We start from the raw sequence: 21,353 nt of genomic DNA, 5'->3' as shown, positions 1-21,353 counted from the left end.
TTAAATAGAATATCACGCAATTTTATTGAATGCAAGTTAATCAATTAAAAAAACGCTCCGTTAGTTTCGTAGTTTTATATTTAGTTACGGTTACTGAGGAGGCAAATGCAATGTTACTATTCTATCATTTTTTAATTTTTTACTTTGGTTGTTCGTGGGGATCTTTTTTAATGGCTACTTATCAACGTCGCTTAACCGGAGGCTCCATTACTTTTCCTGCTTCCCATTGTGATTATTGTTTAACTTCCCTACCCTACTTTTGTTTATTCCCTATTTTTAGCTACTGCTTTAGCAAGGGGCGCTGTCTTTTTTGCGGAAACCAGATTCCCCTCAAAATGCTGGGTCTCGAAGTCATTAGCGGGATCAGCTTTTGGTTAACCATACAACTAACTACTGGCGAACCCTTTACACTTCTAACTCTGTTGATTCTAAGTTTTCTTAGTGTAGAAGATTACGCCACTAGACAAATCCACTCCCAAATTTTGCTATTTCCCGCGCTATTTGAAACTTACCAATCCTTTAGCGGTGTGAAATTTGCAGCACTCGTGGTATTAACCGTTTTACTATTAAATAATTTTGAAAACCAGCGTTTTTTTCAAAAAATGGGTCAAGGCGACCTTGAAGTAATGGTTTTTCTCGCCCTCCTATTCGGGACGTCCGTAACTTCAGAAATTATTTGCTTAGCCTGCCTAATTGCGTTAGTGCGCATAATGGTTAGCAAACAACGAATGGTTGCCTTCGTCCCCTGCCTTTTTGCCGCCAATTGGTTAGTCCTTACCTATATTAACCATTCAGCTCCACAACTAATTATGCTAAGATAACCATAATCAAATTTAGGGGGTTACCATCATGCAAAAAATTTATTTCAATCACGACGGCAACGTTGATGATTTAGTTTCGTTGATTTTATTACTCGCTTTTCCAGATACGGAAATTGTCGGGGTTAGTGCCGTGGGCGCCGACTCTTACGTCGAACCCGCCGTTTCGGCATCGCGCAAAATTATCGATCTATTCGGTTCGCCTAGCCAACTCGAAGTGGCCCAATCCGACTCCCGGCCGGTCAACCAATTTCCTAAGGAATGGCGGCTAAGTGCATTTTCGTTCGATGATTTCCCGATTTTAAATGAACACCTCAATGAGGGTAATCCCCAAACTCGGTTAGCTAAACAGCCGGCGCACCTCGACATGGTCCAAAAACTTCAGCAATCATCTGTGCCAGTCACCCTCGTAATGACTGGTCCATTGACTGATTTAGCACGTGCTTTAGCAGTTGATCCCACCATCACCGCCAAAATTGATCGGCTATTCTGGATGGGAGGTTCAATGAACGGGATCGGAAACGTAGCCGAACCTGCACACGACGGCACTGCTGAATGGAACGCTTTTTGGGACCCCGAGGCAGTGCAAACTGTATTCGATAGCGATTTACCGATTACTATCGTCAGCCTAGACAGTACTAATCAAGTCCCCCTCACCACTGCGCTACGTCAACGTTGGGCAAAACAACGGCAGTACCCCGCTCTCGACTTGATTGGTCAGGGTTACTCATTAGTGCACTCTTTCGAAGCTAATTCAACTTACTACCTTTGGGACGTGCTCACCACCTTAATTAGCAAGTATCCTGAACTAGTTTCTAGCAAGCCGCTTAATGTAAAAGTGATTTCTAAGGGGATTTCAGCCGGAAAAACGTATCCGGATCCGACGGGTCGTCCCGTCACCTTTGTTACCCAAGTTAATGCAGACGCCTTTTACGACCGCTTCGACCAGCTCGCCCAAAGTCTGCGCAGCAACTTCTAAAACTAAATTCCATTTCCTAACAAAAAAGGGTGTTCCAAGTCAAAATAACTTGGAACACCCTTTTAAAATTCACAATTAATTTTCAATTGTTTCGTTCATTTCTTTTTCAACGTCGCTTAACGTTTGTGGTTGTTCAGTATTGCCGCCAACCACTTCTGGTTTAATTTGACGGTAGTCTGTCATTCCAGTACCGGCAGGAATAATCTTACCGATAATAACATTTTCCTTCAAACCAACCAACGGATCGTTCTTACCGCGAATAGCTGCGTCCGTCAATACTCGGGTAGTTTCTTGGAAGGAAGCTGCGGATAAGAAACTATTAGTTTCCAAAGCAGCCTTAGTAATACCAAGAATTACTGGACGAGATGTTGCCGGGATTCCACCAGCGATCAAGGTCTTGTAGTTATCCTTCTTGAAGTCGTCGATGTCCATCAACGTTCCTGGAAGAATATCTGTGTCACCTGGATCCATAACCCGTACTTTCCGAAGCATTTGACGAATCATGATTTCAACGTGCTTGTCACTGATTTCAATACCTTGCATACGGTAAACCTTTTGGATTTCACTGAGCAAGTAGTTTTCAGTAGAAAGTACGTCACGAACCTTGATAAGCTTCTTCGGATCGATAGAACCTTCGTTAAGTGGTGCACCACGGTGGATGTAGTCACCTTCAGCTACCTTCATGCGGGCAGTGATTGGTAAGCTATACGTCCGGGTATCTGTTTCACCCTTAACGGTAACTTCCTTAGTACCTTCGGCAGGATCTTCTTCAATGGATTCAACCACCCCAGTAACTTCGGAAATTTCAGCAGGTCCCTTAGGATTACGAGCTTCCACAATTTCTTGGATACGTGGAAGACCTTGGGTAATATCGGCGTTACCAGCAACCCCACCAGTATGGAAGTTACGCATGGTAAGCTGAGTACCTGGTTCACCGATTGATTGAGCAGCAACTGTACCAACTGCTTCACCAACTTCAACCCGGTCCCCAGTAGCCATGTTCCGGCCGTAACACTTTTCACAAACCCCGTGAGCCGTGTTACATGTAAATGCGGAACGGATAGTTACTTCTTGGATACCAGCATCAATGATTTCTTGTGCACTACGTTCGTCGATCATTTCGTTTTGACCCACGATCACCTTGCCAGTTTCTGGATTGATAACTGACTTCATGGTGTAACGACCAAGGATCCGGTCGTAAAGTGGTTCAATCATTTCGTTACCTTCTGCAATCGCAGTGATCAATAGACCGCGGTCAGTACCACAATCCTTTTCACGAACGATAACGTCTTGGGCAACGTCAACCAAACGACGAGTCAAGTAACCTGAGTTAGCGGTCTTCAAGGCCGTATCAGTCATTCCTTTACGAGCACCGTGAGTAGAAATAAACATTTCCAAAACACTAAGTCCTTCACGGAAGTTTGACAAGATTGGCAATTCCATGATCTTACCGTTAGGCGCAGCCATCAAACCACGCATTCCGGCAAGCTGCGTAAAGTTAGAGATGTTACCACGAGCACCAGAATCCGACATCATGAAAATTGGATTTTGTGGATCGAAGGTATCCATCAACCGTTGTTGAATTTCATCCTTAGCATCGTTCCAAATTCCAATAACCCGTTCATAACGTTCGTCATCCGTAATCAAACCACGACGGAATTGTTTAGTAACCGTTGCGACCTTCTTATGCGCTGCAGCAATAATCGTAGGCTTGTCCGGCAAGTTGGTAATATCCGCAATCCCCACGGTTAATCCAGAAAGTGTGGAACGGTAGAAACCAAGGTCCTTCATCCGGTCAAGGAGCAAGGAAGTTTCGGTAACTTTGTATTGCTTGTAAACTTCCGCAATTACATCACTCAAGAACCCAGACTTGAATGGTGAAAGTAGCGGACGTTGGTTCAATTGTTCATGAATATCTTCACCAGCTTCAAGGAAGTATTCATCCGGCGTACCGTTAACTAAGTTTTCGTTAGTTGGCGCGTTTAGATAAACAAAATCCTTTGGCAAAATGTCGTTGAACAACATCTTACCAGCCGTGGTGATCAAAATTTGTTGCCGTTGTTGATCGGTAAATGGCTTTTCAGGCATTGAACTTGCCCGCACCCCAATTCGGGTGTGAATTGATACGTAACCATTTTGCAAAGCAAGTTTAACTTCGTCGAGGTCGTTAAAGATCATTCCTTCCCCAACGCTTTCAGCACGTTCCATGGTTAACCAGTAGTTACCGATAACCATATCTTGAGAAGGCGTAACCACTGGCTTACCATCCTTAGGTGCCAAAATGTGATGAGCAGCAAGCATTAAGAGCCGTGCTTCTGCTTGAGCTTCGTTAGATAGCGGAACGTGGATCGCCATTTGGTCCCCATCAAAGTCGGCGTTATAAGCTTCACAAGCTAATGGGTGAAGCCGCATTGCCTTACCACTAACAAGGACTGGTTCAAAGGCTTGAATACCAAGTCGATGCAAAGTAGGGGCCCGGTTCAATAGCACGGGATGTTCCTTAATAACATCTTCTAAAACGTCATAAACTTCTTCGTCTTTACGATCGATTTTCCGCTTAGCGTTCTTAATGTTAGAAGCTAAGTTCCGGCTAACCAATTCCTTCATAATGAATGGCTTGAATAATTCCATTGCCATTGGAACTGGGAGACCCATTTGGTTCATCTTTAATGATGGACCAACATCAATAACCGAACGTCCGGAGTAGTCAACCCGCTTACCAAGTAAGTTTTGACGAAAACGTCCTTGCTTACCTTTCAGCATGTGAGAGAGTGACTTCAACGGACGGTTACCAGGACCAGCAACCGGACGACCACGCCGACCATTATCGATCAACGCATCTACCGCTTCTTGGAGCATCCGTTTTTCGTTTTGCACGATAATTCCCGGTGCGTTCAAGTCTAATAAGCGTTTCAACCGGTTATTCCGGTTAATTACCCGCCGATACAAATCGTTCAAGTCGGAAGTAGCAAAACGGCCACCATCCAATTGAACCATTGGACGAAGATCTGGCGGAATAACTGGGATAGCATCCATTACCATCCAATCCGGATGGTTACCAGACTTGATGAAGGCTTCAATAATGTCCAAACGACGTACGGCACGCGTCCGTTTTTGGCCAGAGGCTTCCTTCAATTCTTCTTTTAGTAAGTTAGCTTCTTTTTCTAGGTCCACGCTTTGTAGCAAGGCTTGGATAGCTTCCCCACCAATCTTAGCTACGAAACGATTTCCGTATTCGTCTAACTTAGCCCGGTATTCACGTTCAGTTAACAATTGCTTCTTTTCAAGTGGAGTATCACCAGGATCAACAACTACGTAAGAAGCAAAGTAAATAATTTCTTCCAATGAACGAGGGCTCATGTCAAGCACTAAGCCCATCCGACTTGGAATACCTTTAAAGTACCAGATGTGAGTTACTGGGGCTGCAAGTTCAATATGTCCCATCCGTTCGCGACGAACTTTTGACTTAGTAACTTCAACACCACAACGATCACAAACAATTCCCTTATAACGAATCCGTTTGTACTTTCCACAAGCACATTCGTAATCCTTAGTCGGTCCAAAAATGCGTTCGTCGAATAACCCATCTTTTTCTGGTTTTAAAGTTCGATAGTTGATGGTTTCTGGTTTCTTAACTTCCCCATACGACCACATCCGGATCTTATCAGGCGAAGCTAAACCGATTTGCATACTTTCGAATTTATTAACATCGATCAACGGACTGACCTCCTCTTTCTTTTATAAAAATTAATTTTGGTTGTTTTCAGTTTCCACAGGAGTAGATTCCGTTGTTGACGAGTCAGCTTCGTTAGCATTAGCCGCCTTTTGCTTTTCGGCATACTTGCTTAGAGCATCAACGTTGACAACTTCATCATCATCTTCGTCCATATCACGAAGTTCAACCTCTTGCTTATCTTCTCCAAGAACCTTCATGTCTAGTCCTAAAGCTTGCAATTCCTTAACCAACACGCGGAATGATTCCGGTACGCCAGGACGAGGAATTGATTCACCCTTCACGATTGCTTCATAAGTCTTAACCCGTCCCACAATATCATCAGACTTGTAAGTTAAGATTTCTTGCAATGTGTAAGCTGCACCATAAGCTTCAAGGGCCCAAACTTCCATTTCACCAAAACGCTGTCCACCAAATTGTGCTTTACCACCAAGTGGTTGTTGCGTAACTAATGAGTAAGGTCCAATAGAACGAGCATGAATCTTATCGTCAACCATGTGGGCGAGCTTCATGTAGTGCATGACACCAACCGCAACCCGTTGTTCAAACGGTTCACCTGTTCGGCCATCGTACAATACAGACTTCGCATCGGAGTCCATACCAGCTTCGGCAACGGCTTCCCAAATGTCTTCGTCACGAGCACCATCAAAAACAGGTGTAGTCATGTGAATTCCTAGGTTCCGAGCTGCCATTCCCAAATGCAATTCCAAAACTTGTCCGATATTCATACGGGAAGGCACACCCATTGGACTAAGCATAATGTCGATTGGAGTACCATCTGGCATGTATGGCATATCTTCTTCTGGAATAACTACCGAAACGGTACCCTTGTTACCATGACGGCCGGCCATCTTATCCCCAACTTGAAGCTTACGTTTTTGAGCAATGTAAACTCGAACCATCATGTTAACGCCAGGAGAAAGTTCATCACCATTTTCCCGAGTGAAGATCTTCACGTCTTGGACGATACCGCCGCCACCATGTGGCACACGGAGTGATGTATCGCGAACTTCACGAGCCTTTTCACCAAAGATAGCGTGTAACAACCGTTCTTCAGCGGAAAGTTCTGTCACCCCTTTAGGAGTAACTTTACCAACTAAAATGTCGCCATCTTGGACTTCAGCACCAATCCGCACAATTCCGTCTTGGTCAAGGTTACGCAATGCATCTTCACCAACGTTTGGAATTTCACGGGTCATTTCTTCCGGTCCTAACTTCGTGTCACGCGCTTCTGATTCATATTCTTCAATATGAATAGAAGTATAAACGTCGTCACGAACCAAGCGTTCGTTAATCGCAATCGCATCTTCGAAGTTATAACCTTGCCACGTCATGAAGGCAATCAATGGGTTTTGACCGAGCGCTAATTCACCTAATTCCATTGATGGACCATCAGCCAATACATCGTCGGCGTCAACCTTGTCGTTAACCCGAACAATTGGACGTTGGTTGTAGTTCTTACCGCCGTTAGAACGACGGAACTTCATCAATTTGTAAGTGTCTAGTGCACCGTCATCACGACGAACCCGAATTTCACGAGCATCAACGTATTCAACAACCCCAGGATGTTGACATAACAAAGCAACTCCTGAGTCGTGTGCAGCTTTATATTCAATACCAGTACCAATCAATGGTGCGTGAGGGTCAAGCAAAGGAACCGCCTGACGCTGCATGTTCGCACCCATCAAAGCACGGTTAGAGTCATCGTTTTCCAAGAAAGGAATACATGCCGTCGCAACCGCAACTACTTGCTTAGGTGAAACGTCCATGTAGTCGACGTTTTCAATGCTGGTTTCAATGTTGTCACTTTCATGACGAGCCATAACTACGTCATCCACGAAGGAACCATCGTCATTTAACGGCGAGTTCGCTTGGGCGATAACGAATTGGTCTTCTTCGTCAGCAGTCAAGTAATCGATCCGGTCGGTTACCTTGTGATCTTTCCAAGAAACCCGGCGGTATGGTGTTTCAATAAAGCCGTAACGGTTAATCTTTCCGTAAGAAGCCAAGTTATTGATCAATCCGATATTAGGACCTTCGGGAGTTTCAATTGGGCACATCCGACCATAGTGAGTATAGTGAACGTCCCGGACTTCGTATCCAGCACGGTCACGAGTTAAACCACCTGGTCCAAGAGCTGAAAGACGACGCTTATGCGACAATTCGCCAAGCGGGTTGGTTTGATCCATGAACTGTGACAATTGTGAAGAACCAAAGAATTCTTTAGTTGCTGCCACTACTGGACGAATATTAATTAATTGTTGTGGCGTAACGGTTTCGGCATCTTGGATTGACATCCGTTCCCGAACAACCCGTTCCATCCGAGCTAAACCAATTCGGAATTGGTTTTGTAACAATTCACCAACTGAACGAATCCGACGGTTACCCAAGTGATCAATATCATCAGTGCTACCAATTCCTTGTTGTAATAGGAAGAAGTAGTTAATTGAAGCAATAATATCGGCAGGAGTAATGTGCTTGAGCTTCAAATCAATGTTCCCATTACCGATCATCTTTAATTCACGTTCAGGATCGTTAGGGTCTTGAATCTTAATTACTTGAATCGTCATTGGTTCTGGAACTACCGCTTCATCAGAAGGTTGGTAAGTAACCATCTTGAAATCTTGACGATCAAGGTAAGGTGCCAACTTCTTCATTACGTCTTTGTCAACAACGTCACCCTTTTGAGCCAATACTTCCCCTGTATCTGGGTCAGCAAGGGTTTCAGCGAGGGTTTGACCTAGCAAGCGGGTCTTCAAGCTTAACTTCTTGTTAACCTTGTAACGACCAACTGGTGCCATATCGTAACGCTTTGGATCAAAGAAGCGCGCAGTCAATAAGCTCCGCGAACTGTCCGCGGTTTTAGGTTCACCAGGACGAAGACGTTCATAAATGTCTTTTAAGGATTCCGCAACTCGCGAATCTTCCGGATTTTTATGCACATCTTTATCAAGGGTAAAGTCTAAACTGTCTGACCCACCAAAGATATCAATGATTTCTTCGTCAGAACCAAAACCAAGTGCCCGAACTAATTCCGTCATTGGAATCTTCCGAGTCCGGTCGATACGAACGTAAGAAACTTCCTTAGCATCAGTTTCATATTCTAACCAAGCACCCCGGTTAGGAATTACCGTTGCGCCCCAAATATTACGATTATTTTTGTCAACGTCTAAGTTGTAATAAACCCCTGGTGAACGAACCAATTGTGAAACAATAACCCGTTCAGCACCATTAATAATGAAAGTTCCTTGTTCCGTCATTAATGGGAAGTCCCCAAAGAAGACGTCTTGAGACTTGATTTCACCCGTTTCATGGTTAGTCAACCGCAACGTAACGTGCAATGGCGCAGAGTAGTTTGCTTCATGTTCACGAGCTTCATCAACGGTATACTTTGGTTCTAACAACTGATAGTCAACGAACTCAAGTGACAATTTACCGGCAAAATCTTCAATCGGCATAATGTCGTTGAACATTTCCCGAAGACCTTCGTCTAAGAACCATTGGTACGAATCCGTTTGAATCTCGATTAAGTTTGGTAAATCGAGTACTTCTTTAATTCGTGCATAGCTCCGGCGCGTACGATGTTTACCATACTTAACTAAATGTCCTGCCAAGTTATTCACCTCTCCAATTTCTAAGACAAGTTAAATGTTACAATTTGATTACAAATTGATCCAGCACCTGTTTTTTAGCAAAAAAAAACCAAAAACAGTTCCTAATTCAAGAAACTATTTTTGCTTTTTTTCTAAAACACTGCGGACAATAGATCGCACTGTTTCATTTAACCCAGCTTTAACATACAGATTATATTCTATGCTCTTTTAAAAGCTTTGTCAAATCATTTATTTACTTGTACTGCTTACCGGTTTAGCATCCTTCACTTTAAAAGTGATTTTGTGGTTGCGGGCCCCGATCGTCACGTCGTCGCCTACCTTAACTTGCCCAGCAAGCAACATTTCACTAAGTTGATCTTCTACTTGTGTTTGAAGTGCTCGACGAATTGGGCGAGCACCGTATTCAGGATCAAACCCGGCTTCGGCTACCACGTCAATTGCGGCTGGAGTGAATTTCATGTTAATTCCTTGCGCACTCATCCGCCGAATAATATCCTTCGACATCAATTTTACAATTTGATGCAACTCTGGCTTGGTTAAGGAATGGAAGACAATCGTTTCGTCAATCCGGTTTAAGAATTCTGGTCGGAAACTTTGCTTCAAGACTTCCTTAACCTTTGCAGCCATTGCTTGGTAATCATCAGCCATGTTTTGGGCTCCAAAACCGACTGATTTTTCATCCCGCAACGCCGTCGCCCCTAAATTAGAAGTCATAATGATGATCGTATTTCTAAAGTCGACCCGGCGACCCTTCGAATCGGTCAAGAATCCATCATCGAAGACTTGGAGCAACAAATTAAACACGTCCGGATGGGCCTTTTCGACTTCATCAAATAAGACTACCGAGTATGGCTTTCGCCGAACTTGTTCGGTCAGTTGGCCACCTTCGTCATAGCCAACGTATCCAGGAGCCGAACCTACTAACCGGCTGGTGCTAAAACGTTCCATGTATTCCGACATGTCAATCCGGATCATGTTATCTTCTGAACCAAACATTACGTTAGCAAGGGTCTTCGCCAGCTCCGTCTTCCCTACCCCAGTTGGGCCAAGGAACATAAATGAACCAATTGGTCGTTTAGGATTTTTCAATCCGGACCGGGCCCGTCGGATTGCCCGAGCTACTGAAGAAACGGCCTCGTCTTGCCCAATTACGTGTTCGTGCAAGATTTTTTCTAAGTTAACCAACCGTTCCGATTCAGATTGCTTCATTTGAGTAACCGGCACCCCGGTCCAATCGGAAACAATTTGAGCAACGTCTTCACCAGTTTCTTGTAACTTATATTCAACTGGCTGTTCCGCTTCTGCTTGCCGGGCAGCTGCTCGTTCGACCTTTTTCCGCAGTTTCATTTCCTTTTTCCGAATTTCGGCCGCGGTTTCAAAGTCTTGGCGGTCAATGGCGGCTTCCTTATCTGCCTTCAACCGAGCTAACTTATCTTCGTCAGTTTCTCGTTTACTCTGCTTTTCGGCAGCGTCGATTCGAATCTTAGCGGCTGCTTCGTCAATTAAATCAATCGCCTTATCAGGAAGGAACCGATCGGAAATGTAACGAGCCGACAAGTTTACCGCCTGTTGAATTGCTTCATCAGTAATCCGAACTTTATGGTGTTCTTCATATTTTGGCCGGATTCCTTGTAAAATTTGGACTGCTTCTGCTTGGGTAGGTTCATCAACTTCTACCTTGGCAAACCGTCGTTCTAAAGCTGCATCCGCTTCAATATATTTTTGATATTCATTTAGGGTTGTCGCCCCGATGGTTTGTAGTTCTCCACGCGCTAACGCCGGTTTCAAGATGTTGGAAGCATCAATGGCACCTTCCGCACCACCAGCCCCGATTAAGGTGTGCAATTCGTCAATAAATAGGATAACTTTGCCATCTTGGCGAATTTCTTCGATAACCTTCTTCAAGCGGTCTTCAAATTCGCCCCGGTACTTGGTTCCCGCAACCAACGCACCCATTTCAAGCATCATCAAGCGTTTGTTTTTCATATCTTCAGGCACGTCATCGGCAATGATTCGTTGTGCGAGACCTTCCGCAATCGCCGTTTTACCAACTCCAGGTTCCCCAATCAATACCGGGTTGTTCTTGGTTCGCCGACTCAAAATTTGAATAACCCGTCGGAGTTCGTTTTCTCGCCCGATCATTGGGTCAATTTTGCCGGCTTCCGCCATGGCAGTTAAATCCCGGGCAACCGAATCCAACGTTGGAGTTCCCTTCGTTGTCGTCGCCCGTTGCTTAGCACGCCGACTTTGGGTTGCTGGGTTAACCCCCAGCTTACGTAACGTTACTTTACGGACGTCCGCAACGTCAGTATCCAACGCTAACAGAACTCGCGAAGATAAGATGGTCTCATCTTGAATCAGCGCTAATAGAATGTGTTCTGTACCAATCTTAGCAGCTTTTAATTGCCGCGCTTGGTCTCCCGCATTCGCTAAAATCTCTTTAGCCTTTGGCGAATATGGCAAGTAATCATTTTTGGTTAAGCGTAAGTTGCCGTAACCCGTAAACTGCTCAATTTCTTCAATTACATCAATTTCGGTGACATTAAATTGTTCTAACACACTGTGGGCAACGCCGTTGTTTTCAATCGTTAGTGCTAATAGTAAATGCTCCGTTCCCACCGCGGGATGTTTAAACCGTTTGGCTTGCTCTTGAGCAATAATTAACACGTTGCGTGCGCTAGGAGTAAATAAATTTTCCATTGTCCACCTGTCTTTCTCTAAACTCGTTACTCATATCGAAGGTGATTTAAAACTCCGATAATGATTTTTGCGCGAATCTGGTCTTCTAGTTTCCGATCGCCAATGTTTAAGGTACTCTTGGCAATTGTTGCAGCTAGTAGATTAGCTTCCCGCTTACTTAAAACCGCATCTTCATATAAACTGCTTAAAATAGAAATTGCGTCTCGTTCATTAATTGAATCGCCAATCACCCGGATCAACGAATCTAATACGTCAATATCATCTAGCAATTTAACTTTTTCAATCCGGATATAGCCACCGCCGCCGCGCTTACTTTCAACTAAATAACCGTTTTGGATGGTAAACCGGGTTTTAATTACGTAGTTAATTTGGGATGGTACTACGTCAAACTGATCCGCAATTTCAGAACGCCGAATCTCAACTTCCTCCGAATCAGCTAAAATTTCTTTCAAGTATCGCTCGATTATATCCGAAATATTCTGTCCTTGCATAACGACCACCTCTCCCTACTTTGACTAATATTGACTATTATTATACGAAACTGGTCGGCAATTGTAAAAGATATTGTTCAAAATTATCGGTATTAACCGGTTTCACGGTATTTTTCCGTTCTTGGGCTAAGAGCACAAAAAGAAGTGGCGTTTAGAATTTAATTAAATTCCGCTTCCACTTCTTTTCTGAAGGTTTCTATCTTATTTTAAATGAGTTTAAAATGCAAGCTTAGTAAACTATTTTTCCACACCAAACTTAGCAAAGTAATCCGTTAACGGCTTCAATTCGGCTCCATCGTAGTCGCTAAAGAAATCACTGACTGACTTTTCACCGTGGGTTGCTTGATAAGCAGCCGAGATCTTTTCGGTGAAGTTTGCCGCTTGATTGTCGAATTCCAATTCTTCAACAGGCAATCCCCGTTGGTCGGTAATTTTAGCATCAATTACTACTGGTTCGCCAGCTTTTTGATATTCTAACGCCTTATCAAAGGCCGCTGGTAATTCATCTAAGGTTCTAATTGTAATTCCCTTTGCACCCATCGCTTCCGCAATTTTGGCATAGTCAGCGTCTTCAAGATCAATTCCAGAATGATTCATTTGAATATCATCTTGTTCTGACTTAATAAAGTTAAGGGTTTGGTTAGAAGTGATGATGTTAATAATTGGCAAGTGGTATTTCACTTCGGTCAACAAGTCGTGAATTACCATTGAAGCTGCCCCATCTCCTGAAATACTAAACACTTGCCGGTCTGGATATGCAAGTTTTGCTGCGATTGCAGCCGGAATTCCGTAGCCCATCGTGGCAAATAATGCAGAAATCGTCCACTGCTTATCGCCCTTCAAATCAAGGAAGCGGAAGGAGTTGATGATGTTGTCACCAGTATCAATGCCAAAGACCGCATCTTTATCCGCAATCCGGTTAATTTCCCGATAAATTTGTTCGTAAGATAGCGGACCGTCCGCCTTCTTCATTAACTTATTCAAGTATGCTTTCCAATCTTGCATGTCGGCAACCGTTGCTTGGTAGAATGGCCGATTTTCAACAGCTTCGGACCGTTCCAAAACTTTTTCCAAGAACTTGCCCGAATCCGCCCAGATTCCTAAGTCCAAGAAGTGATGACGTCCGAATTGAGATTCGTCGTTGTCAATTTGAACAAACTTGAAATCATGAGTCCGGTAAACTAGGTTGGCAAACGGGAAGTCAGCGCCGAGCGCAATCACTAAGTCAGCAGTTGCAAAGGCTTCGTCAGCTGCCTTGGATGCTGCCCGGTTAGTGGTACCCAAGTTACCTTCCCAATCATCGTCAACCTTACCTTTTGCTAGACCAGTAATGGTTACGGGGATTTGTAGTTTTTCAGCAACTTTCTTCAAGAGATCTTGATGGTCCTTAATTCCGGAACCCACGTGGAAGACTGGTCGTTTAGCTTCGCGAACCATCTTCAAGAATTGATCTACTTCTTCGTCAGTTGGTGTTTGTTTAGGAGTTTGCTTTTCTAATAACGCAGTCGAAGCATAATTTACGTCCGGAATCTGAACGTAACCGAAATCATTAGGAATTACCACTACCGCTGGTCCGCGGTTTTTGTACGCTGCCCGAATAGCCTTATCAACCACGTATGGAAGACTTTCCGGGGTCATTACGCAGCGGTCATAAACGGCCACGTCCTGGAACATTGGAACTTCAGGAAATTCCTGGAAGAAATCGTAATTCATGTTGCTATGAGGTACTTGCCCAACTAGTGCCAACACGGGGGTATGGTCTTCCTTAGCGTCATATAAACCATTCAACATGTTAACCGCACCGGGACCTGCTGAACCAAAGGCAACTCCAATCTTGCCGGTTAGCTTTGCTTCAGCAGCGGCAGCGAGGGCGCCAACTTGTTCATGGCGAACTTGCACATATTGGATTCGATCCTTTTCTAGGTCTAAAGCGTTCATTGTTGAATTAAACGAACCACCTGGATATCCAAAAACACGTTTAATATCCCAAGCCTGAAGGACTCTTAACATTGCGACACTTGCTGGTACAGTCTTTTCACTCATCTAAACTTACCTCGATTTTTTATTTGTAATGATGTAACCGATTACAAATATTAATTTACAACTATACTTACTTTATGTCAACATTTTTGTCTGCGCTAACGAATATCGTGGATTTTAAGCACCCTGTTTCGGATTTTTTCCCTAGATAAATTCATCTCATAAGTAATCACTTACCCTAACTAATTCCGCAACAGGTACTGGAAACTTCCGCTCAGGCTCAAAAATAAAAAGCATTTTCCAAGAACTTAAAATTCTTGCAAAACGCTTTTTATTTCGGTGACTTGGGTAGTGACCAATATGATCAAAAAGTCACTTTATTCGCTTAATCGATAAATCGGGAAAACAGGATTTGAACCTGCGACCCCCACGTCCCGAACGTGGTGCTCTACCAAGCTGAGCTATTTCCCGAGCAACTTCGTATTAGAAGCTTAAAAATGAAAAAGCACTACTCAGCCATGCTGACCAATGCTTAATCAATGCACCCAGTAGGACTCGAACCTACAACCTTCTGATTCGTAGTCAGACACTCTATCCAGTTGCGCTATGGGTGCAAATAATCAATCGTTAAGAATACTCGCAAGAGCCTTCCAGCACTTAAAAATTATATCACAAAACTTAATTTTCGCAATCGCTGTTTTTCACAATGGCGCACTTTGCCAATTAGGCAATTTCAAAATAATCCGAATCTCCCGTCACGTTGGTTCAGGACACAAAAAAACGCCAATCCAACGATTGACGTTTAAAGGATGCACCCAGCAGGAGTCGAACCTGCAACCTTCTGATTCGTAGTCAGACACTCTATCCAGTTGCGCTATGGGTGCATAATTATTAAGTTAAAGCGGAAGACGGGATTCGAACCCGCGACCCCCACCATGGCAAGGTGATGTTCTACCACTGAACTACTTCCGCAAAATGCCGACTAGAGGATTCGAACCTCCGACCCTCTGTTTACAAGACAGATGCTCTGCCAACTGAGCTAAGTCGGCTTAATCCCTATGCGGGCGAAGGGATTCGAACCCCCACACCTTTCGATACAAGAACCTAAATCTTGCGCGTCTGCCAATTCCGCCACGCCCGCATGTAACATTTAAAACCACTGAGAATAATCTCAATGGAGGATACAGGGCTCGAACCTGTGACCTCCTGCTTGTAAGGCAGATGCTCTCCCAACTGAGCTAATCCTCCATAAACCTCGTGAACACATTTATATATAATACGGATTAAACCATTAGTTGTCAATCACTTTTTTAAACTTTTTTTCGAAACTCTAAATTAAACCGTTTGCTACGAATGATTGCCCACTACATCGGCACGTAAAATGGTTAAAAAAATAAGGATTAACCTTCTGCAATAAAAGATTAATCCTTATTTATAAGCATCTTGGATAAAACACCAAGCCCTGCCGTTATTTTTAACCTAAATTATTAATTTTTACCAATTACCTTGGTTCCTTGCATATATGGCACCAAAACGTCTGGAACGGTAACCGTACCATCTTCATTTTGGTAGTTTTCCAAAATTGCGGCTACCGTCCGGCCAACAGCAAGTCCCGAACCATTTAACGTGTGGACATACTGTAACTTACCATTTTCATCGCGGTAACGAATGTGAGCACGACGCGCTTGGAAATCAGTGGTGTTCGAGCAACTTGAAATTTCGCGGTACTTGTTTTGCGCTGGAATCCATACTTCTAAGTCGTGAGTCATTGCAGCCGTAAAACTCATGTCCCCGGTCGTCAACGTAATCACGTGGTATGGCAATCCTAGCTTTTGTAAAAGGGTTTCCGCGTGGCGCGTAAGTTTTTCTAATTCTTGCCAAGAATCTTCTGGTTTTGTGATCTTAACCATTTCTACCTTATTAAATTGGTGCATCCGGATTAAACCACGGGTGTCCCGTCCAGCGCTTCCTGCTTCCGAACGAAAGGCTGGTGAAAGTGCAGTCACGTTAATTGGCAACTGGTCTTCATCCAAAATTTCATCCCGGTAGAAGTTAACTAATGGTACTTCCGCCGTCGGAATTAGAGTTAGTGGTTCATCTTTAATTTCATAACCAGCGTGCGTTTCCTTAAACTTAGGAAATTGGCCAGTTCCAAACATCGACGCATCATTAACCATGTAAGGCGTGATTTCTTCGGTAAATCCGGCCGCCACGTTTTGATCTAAGAAGAAATTGTAAACTGCACGTTCGAGACGCGCACCATCGCCAACGTAGTAAACAAACCGACTACCAGCAACCTTAGCAGCCCGTTCAAAGTCTAAAATTCCCAAATCTTCGCCAATTTCCCAATGGGCTTTGGGCTTGAAATCAAACTTCCGAGGGGTGCCAAATTTACGTAATTCAACGCTGCCTTCCTCGGTTAAGCTTACCGGTACGTCAGGATGTGGTAAGTTAGGCAAGTGGGCCGCTTGGTCTTCTACTTCCGCAGCAACCTTTTCTAATTGCTCATCGAGTTCTTTAATTTCTTGGCTAACTTTCCGCATTTTTTGAATTGGTTCGTTAGCATCTTCGTGGTTACGTTTCATCTGGGAAATTTGGTCCGAAACGTCATTTCGAACTTTCTTTAAGCTTTCGCTCTTTACAATCAACTCCCGGCGTTGGTTATCCTTTGCCAATAGCTGGTCAATCGTTTCTGGTTGAACCCCACGGGTAGCTAACTTTTCCTTAACTTCATCAGTATGGTTACGAATCATCTTTAAATCTAACATGCAAATTCCTCCTTACTAAAATCAAAATAAAAAGAGCCTCCCTCCCAATTGGGACGAAGAGGCTCTTTTCGCGGTACCACCCAAGTTCACCATTACTGGCGCACTTTCATGATGGTAACGGAATCACCGAATGGCATTACCCATTTGTTTAATCAGCGCCGGAGTTTCGGTTAGCCCTTTCCACCATCCGGACCTCTCTAAAAACCTACTTAAAACGCCTTGTTAACAACTGAACTATTTAATTGTTAACCGTATTATACAAAAAAGATGCAACTTCCGCAATTAAATTTGCGAAATCTTTTCTTCAACTAATTGGATAACTTGTTGACGTGCGCTAGGGTCTTCCACAAAGTCATACTTATCGCCATCAATTCTAATCTTGGCACTTTGGTCGTAGTTTTCAAACCACGATACGTAACGCCGATTTAATTCCTTATAGTAATCGTATAAGGACGGGTCGTTTTCAATCTGTTCGTATGAACGACCGCGTTTTTTAATCCGTTTTAACATGGTATCAAACGAAATATCAATATGAATCAAAAGGTCCGGGTTTTTCTTGTATGAAAGCCGTGGTAACTCTTGCATCATGTTGCTCAACAACGAATCGTAAATCTTGACTTCGGTTTCGGTCGCCCGTCCTAAATCAGCGTTTAGATGGAAGAGTAACGAATCCTCATAAATTGAGCGATCCATTACGCTTCTAAATCCGTCGTTAGCTTGCTTGATGCTATCTAGCCGTTTGTTTAGAAAATAAATCTGTAATAAAAATGCGTAACGTTTTGGATCCTTATAGAAGAGCGGCAAAATTTTGTTGTCATCTACCGATTCATAATAAGCATCGCTACCCCAATGCTGGGTTAATAATTCCGTCAGTGACGTCTTGCCGGCGCCGATTGGACCTGATAAAGCAATCATTTAAGATACCCCTTTTTCATTTAATAGCACCACATATTGTACCACCAAACGAACGCAAAACAACATCTTGAAAAAATCACTTTTTCGTGATATTCGGCCGACTTAAGTCGATCTCCTCTAATGGAATTAATTTAGTCTTATACTTAATTTTGTAATATGCAAAAAGCACTATAAATAGTGGAACCGACATGTAGGTAATCCCAATCGCCTGCCAGTTAAGGTTGATTAAGGAATTAATGTCCTGTCCTAAGATAACCACAATACTTAACACGAAGGCAAACAACGGTCCAAACGGGAACCATTTTGCCCGGTACTTCAATTCGCTCAAATCATGGTTTTGCTTGACGAATGCGCGCCGGAACCGCCAATGAGATACGGCAATCCCCATCCAGGCGATAAAACCGGTCAACCCGCTAGCCGCAACTAACCAAGCGTAAATCTTAGTTCCCATAATGCTGGTAATAAAGGTTAATAACCCGACCACGGTGGTTCCAATTAGCGCCACGTAAGGAATCCCCCGCTTGGTCGTCCGGCCAAAGATCTTCGCTGCATAACCTTGCTTTGCCAACGAGAACAACATCCGTGAAGATGCGTACATCCCCGAGTTAGCCGAAGAAAGCACCGATGTAAGGATAATGGCGTTCATTACCCCCGCTGCACCTGCTAAACCAGCCCGCCGGAATACAAGGGTAAACGGACTAATTGAAACGTCGCTTGCCGAAGTTCCTAGCAAATCTGGACTAGTATACGGTAAGAGACAGGCAATTACGAAAATCGCCAAAATGTAGAATAATAAAATCCGCCAGAAAACTTGGTTAATTGCCTTAGGAACGCTGCTTTCCGGAGTTTCTGATTCCCCAGCCGTAATCCCGATTAACTCGGTTCCTTGGAAAGAGAATCCGGCAACGACGAAGACGCTTAAGATTGCTGGAATTCCCCCAACAAACGGTGCCTTCCGGTATACAAAGTTTTCTAAGTAAGTTGCGTGGCCACCCATAATCCCGAAAATGGTAAGAGTTCCGACTGCCAAGAAAACAAAGACGGTAACTACCTTAATTAAGGCTAACCAGTACTCGGTTTCCCCGAACGCTTTAACGGTTAACGCATTAATCAGGACTACCAGCGCTAACGCGATCAAACTCCAAATCCATCCTGGAACGTTAGGTAACCAGAATTTCATAATCAGCGCAATCGTACTAATATCCACGGCGACCGTAATCGCCCAGTTGAACCAGTAGTTCCATCCCATTGCAAACCCAAAGGCAGGATCCACGTACTTAGAAGCGTACGTAGCAAACGATCCCGAAACTGGCATGTAGGTCGCCATTTCGCCTAAACTAGTCATCAAGAAGTACACCATAATTCCCATCCCGACGTATGCTAGTAGGGCACCACCCGGGCCGGCTTGAGAAATTGCTAAACCACTAGCGACGAACAGGCCGGTCCCGATACTGCCGCCTAGTGAAATCATTGAGATGTGACGAGTCTTCAGCGCCCGCTGGACGTGATTGCCGCTCGCCTGCTTTTGTAACTGTGCCATAATAGAGAACCTCCTAAAAATTAAAAGAGGCGCTGTGATTATCCCAGAACAAAATAAAAAGCCTTTTTGCGCGCACTTACACAAAAAGACCGTTTAAAATCGTTAGTCAAATCGTAGATAGCGCTCCGCAACCGTAATTGCGACAGTCCTTGGCTTATTCAACCAAGTCCCAAATCGTGCAGAATTAAGTCTGCAGTCATTTCGGCCTCGTTACCTTTCTCCCTGGGTCCCAGATGCTTAATCATCTTACCAGGGCTACTCATCATTGAGGCGACCTCTTCTTTCGATGTGATTCAAATTATAGCAAACTTGATTAATTATGCAAGCTTAAGGTTCAATTCGTATAAATATTCTTTCCGGACACGGCCGTCATACCCGGATACATTTTCAAACACCCCCGGTTGGCGAATAAAACCATTCTTTTCTAAAACTCGCTGAGAGGCCTGGTTATCCGTTAAAACGTTGGCCTGAACTTTTACGGTTCGCCCCGTTGCTGATTGCCGATTCCTTAAACTCTTCAACGCAAAATGGACTGCCCGCGACATAATTCCTTGATTCCAATACTCTTCAGCCAGTAAATATCCTAGTTCAAAAACGGCTTCTTCCGCCTGCTGAAAAATAAAGATTCCACCGCTCAACCGGTTTTCCTCGTTAACAATCGCTAGGAAATTCGGGCTGCCTACCATCCCTTTAAAAGCTAGCCACTGCTCTAATTCCGTTTTTAAAACTTGCATTCCCGCTAGTCGCGCGAGTTTTTCGTTATTCATCAGTACTTGATAATCTGCAAAGTCACTCGTTGCAAAGTATCGTAGTTTAAATTTCATTTATTTCTCCCAAATTATTTTTCGTATGACTCAAAAAGATTTAAGATAGTCTATAGATAATCTATGTGAATATATTTTACTACTTAAAAGGAGTCGATCTTATGCAAATAATTAAAACACCACTTAACCAGGTAAATCCTCAATCTCAAGCAGAGTTAATTTCCTACGTTGATCCCAGCCTTACCGACGCGCTTAACCCTGCGCTAATTTTTGTACCGGGAGGCTCTTATACTCACATTGATTTTAAGCAATCCGAAAAAGTTGCGCTACGCTTTTTGTCACTTGGTTTTCAAGTTTCCATCTTACGGTACTCTTTTGTCGACGAAGTTCAACCGCTCTTCCCGGCTCCTCTGTTGGAAACTGCGCAAGCAATCGCCACTACTAAACAAAACGCCGCACAATGGCACGTTGATCGCCAAAAAGTCATGTTGATGGGCTTTTCCGTCGGCGGGCACGTAGTCGCTAATTACAATAATTTATGGTCTTCAGACTGGTTACAAGCACAAACCCACTTATCTGCAGAAGACTTAAAGCCCGCCGCTACTATTTTAGGTTACCCAGTAATTACCCCATTTGATGGCTTCCCTGACCAACCTACTTTGGCGCAGTGGACTGACAACCCCGATGAGATTGCTGCTGACCAACACGTAACCGCCGATAATGCTCCAACTTTCATTTGGGCCACCACTGACGACCAGTTAGTTTCTTCAAAAAACGCCGTGGACTACTTCTTAGCGCTCCAAGCTCATCAAGTGCCCACCGAACTACACCTTTACCACCACGGTCCTCACGGAATGGCGTTAGCTGACGAAACTACGGCTTACGACGAGCGTCACCAAGATTCTCGCATTGCCGATTGGATTGCTAATGCATTAGCTTTTTTACGCGAACTATAACGAGGCTTATTTTCCATTAGTAAAGAAAATGGACCTTTATTCTTCAAAAGCACAAAAACTACTTTTTTATACACTAAATATTAAACTTTAGTTAA

12 protein-coding genes, 7 tRNA genes, 1 pseudogene and 1 riboswitch are annotated in these 21,353 nt (G+C 43.8%); of the genes and pseudogenes, 4 read left to right on the top strand and 16 right to left on the bottom strand.

Translation table 11 applies throughout. From position 1 onward, the window contains the following. Positions 1 to 29: 29 nt before the first annotated feature. The 3 genes and pseudogenes from I6H64_RS10260 to I6H64_RS01140 all read left to right on the top strand — a co-directional run. Positions 30 to 320, top strand: a pseudogene (locus I6H64_RS10260) (prepilin peptidase); the annotation flags it as partial. A 15-nt stretch (positions 321 to 335) separates the two neighbouring features. Next, positions 336 to 821 (top strand): hypothetical protein, encoded by a 486-nt coding sequence (locus tag I6H64_RS01145; protein ID WP_232623527.1) that lies wholly within the window; start codon positions 336 to 338, stop codon positions 819 to 821. Between the two features lie 28 nt (positions 822 to 849). Beyond that, positions 850 to 1,797, top strand: a complete 948-nt coding sequence (locus tag I6H64_RS01140; protein WP_008842366.1) for a nucleoside hydrolase — start codon at positions 850 to 852, stop codon at positions 1,795 to 1,797. A 75-nt stretch (positions 1,798 to 1,872) separates the two neighbouring features. Here I6H64_RS01140 and rpoC read toward each other — a convergent pair whose 3' ends face one another. The 16 genes from rpoC to I6H64_RS01060 form a co-directional block, all read right to left on the bottom strand. After that, entirely contained in the window at positions 1,873 to 5,514 is a 3,642-nt protein-coding gene (rpoC, locus tag I6H64_RS01135; protein WP_056985084.1) for a DNA-directed RNA polymerase subunit beta', read from the bottom strand. A gap of 30 nt (positions 5,515 to 5,544) precedes the next feature. Next, positions 5,545 to 9,144, bottom strand: a complete 3,600-nt coding sequence (gene rpoB, locus I6H64_RS01130) for a DNA-directed RNA polymerase subunit beta (RefSeq protein WP_002832286.1) — start codon at positions 9,142 to 9,144, stop codon at positions 5,545 to 5,547. A 228-nt stretch (positions 9,145 to 9,372) separates the two neighbouring features. Continuing rightward, the gene (locus tag I6H64_RS01125; protein WP_002832287.1) at positions 9,373 to 11,844 is read right to left on the bottom strand and encodes an ATP-dependent Clp protease ATP-binding subunit; all 2,472 of its coding nucleotides are present in this window, start codon (positions 11,842 to 11,844) and stop codon (positions 9,373 to 9,375) included. 26 nt (positions 11,845 to 11,870) lie between these two features. Next, entirely contained in the window at positions 11,871 to 12,335 is a 465-nt protein-coding gene (locus tag I6H64_RS01120) for a CtsR family transcriptional regulator (RefSeq protein WP_002832288.1), read from the bottom strand. A gap of 237 nt (positions 12,336 to 12,572) precedes the next feature. After that, entirely contained in the window at positions 12,573 to 14,378 is a 1,806-nt protein-coding gene (gene spxB, locus I6H64_RS01115) for a pyruvate oxidase (protein WP_002832289.1), read from the bottom strand. 334 nt (positions 14,379 to 14,712) lie between these two features. Then, positions 14,713 to 14,786 (bottom strand) — tRNA-Pro (locus I6H64_RS01110). 69 nt (positions 14,787 to 14,855) lie between these two features. Beyond that, a tRNA-Arg gene (locus I6H64_RS01105) sits at positions 14,856 to 14,929 on the bottom strand. 196 nt (positions 14,930 to 15,125) lie between these two features. Then, a tRNA-Arg gene (locus I6H64_RS01100) sits at positions 15,126 to 15,199 on the bottom strand. Positions 15,200 to 15,215: 16 nt separating this feature from the next. After that, positions 15,216 to 15,287 (bottom strand) — tRNA-Gly (locus I6H64_RS01095). A gap of 4 nt (positions 15,288 to 15,291) precedes the next feature. Then, positions 15,292 to 15,364 (bottom strand) — tRNA-Thr (locus I6H64_RS01090). A gap of 10 nt (positions 15,365 to 15,374) precedes the next feature. Continuing rightward, positions 15,375 to 15,456: transfer RNA gene (locus I6H64_RS01085), tRNA-Leu, on the bottom strand. Positions 15,457 to 15,490: 34 nt separating this feature from the next. Further along, a tRNA-Val gene (locus I6H64_RS01080) sits at positions 15,491 to 15,563 on the bottom strand. A gap of 239 nt (positions 15,564 to 15,802) precedes the next feature. Continuing rightward, positions 15,803 to 17,083, bottom strand: coding sequence for a serine--tRNA ligase (gene serS / locus I6H64_RS01075; protein WP_008841846.1), 1,281 nt, complete (start codon positions 17,081 to 17,083; stop codon positions 15,803 to 15,805). Between the two features lie 282 nt (positions 17,084 to 17,365). Beyond that, positions 17,366 to 17,998 (bottom strand): deoxynucleoside kinase, encoded by a 633-nt coding sequence (locus I6H64_RS01070; protein ID WP_005918115.1) that lies wholly within the window; start codon positions 17,996 to 17,998, stop codon positions 17,366 to 17,368. Positions 17,999 to 18,074: 76 nt separating this feature from the next. Further along, positions 18,075 to 19,538 carry an amino acid permease gene (locus I6H64_RS01065; protein WP_002832292.1) on the bottom strand — a complete coding sequence of 488 codons (1,464 nt, stop codon included), beginning with the start codon at positions 19,536 to 19,538 and terminating at the stop codon, positions 18,075 to 18,077. 110 nt (positions 19,539 to 19,648) lie between these two features. Next, positions 19,649 to 19,826, bottom strand: a riboswitch (Lysine riboswitch). 29 nt (positions 19,827 to 19,855) lie between these two features. After that, positions 19,856 to 20,362, bottom strand: coding sequence for a GNAT family N-acetyltransferase (locus tag I6H64_RS01060; protein ID WP_008841847.1), 507 nt, complete (start codon positions 20,360 to 20,362; stop codon positions 19,856 to 19,858). A gap of 101 nt (positions 20,363 to 20,463) precedes the next feature. Here I6H64_RS01060 and I6H64_RS01055 point away from each other — a divergent pair, with 101 nt between their 5' ends. Beyond that, the gene (locus I6H64_RS01055; protein ID WP_008841848.1) at positions 20,464 to 21,258 is read left to right on the top strand and encodes a lp_1002 family arylesterase; all 795 of its coding nucleotides are present in this window, start codon (positions 20,464 to 20,466) and stop codon (positions 21,256 to 21,258) included. Positions 21,259 to 21,353 lie beyond the last annotated feature (95 nt).

Source organism: Pediococcus acidilactici, assembly GCF_016127815.1.
GTDB lineage: Bacteria > Bacillota > Bacilli > Lactobacillales > Lactobacillaceae > Pediococcus > Pediococcus acidilactici.
Note: the sequence above shows the minus strand (reverse complement) of the source record. Positions and strands in the feature narration are given on the sequence as shown.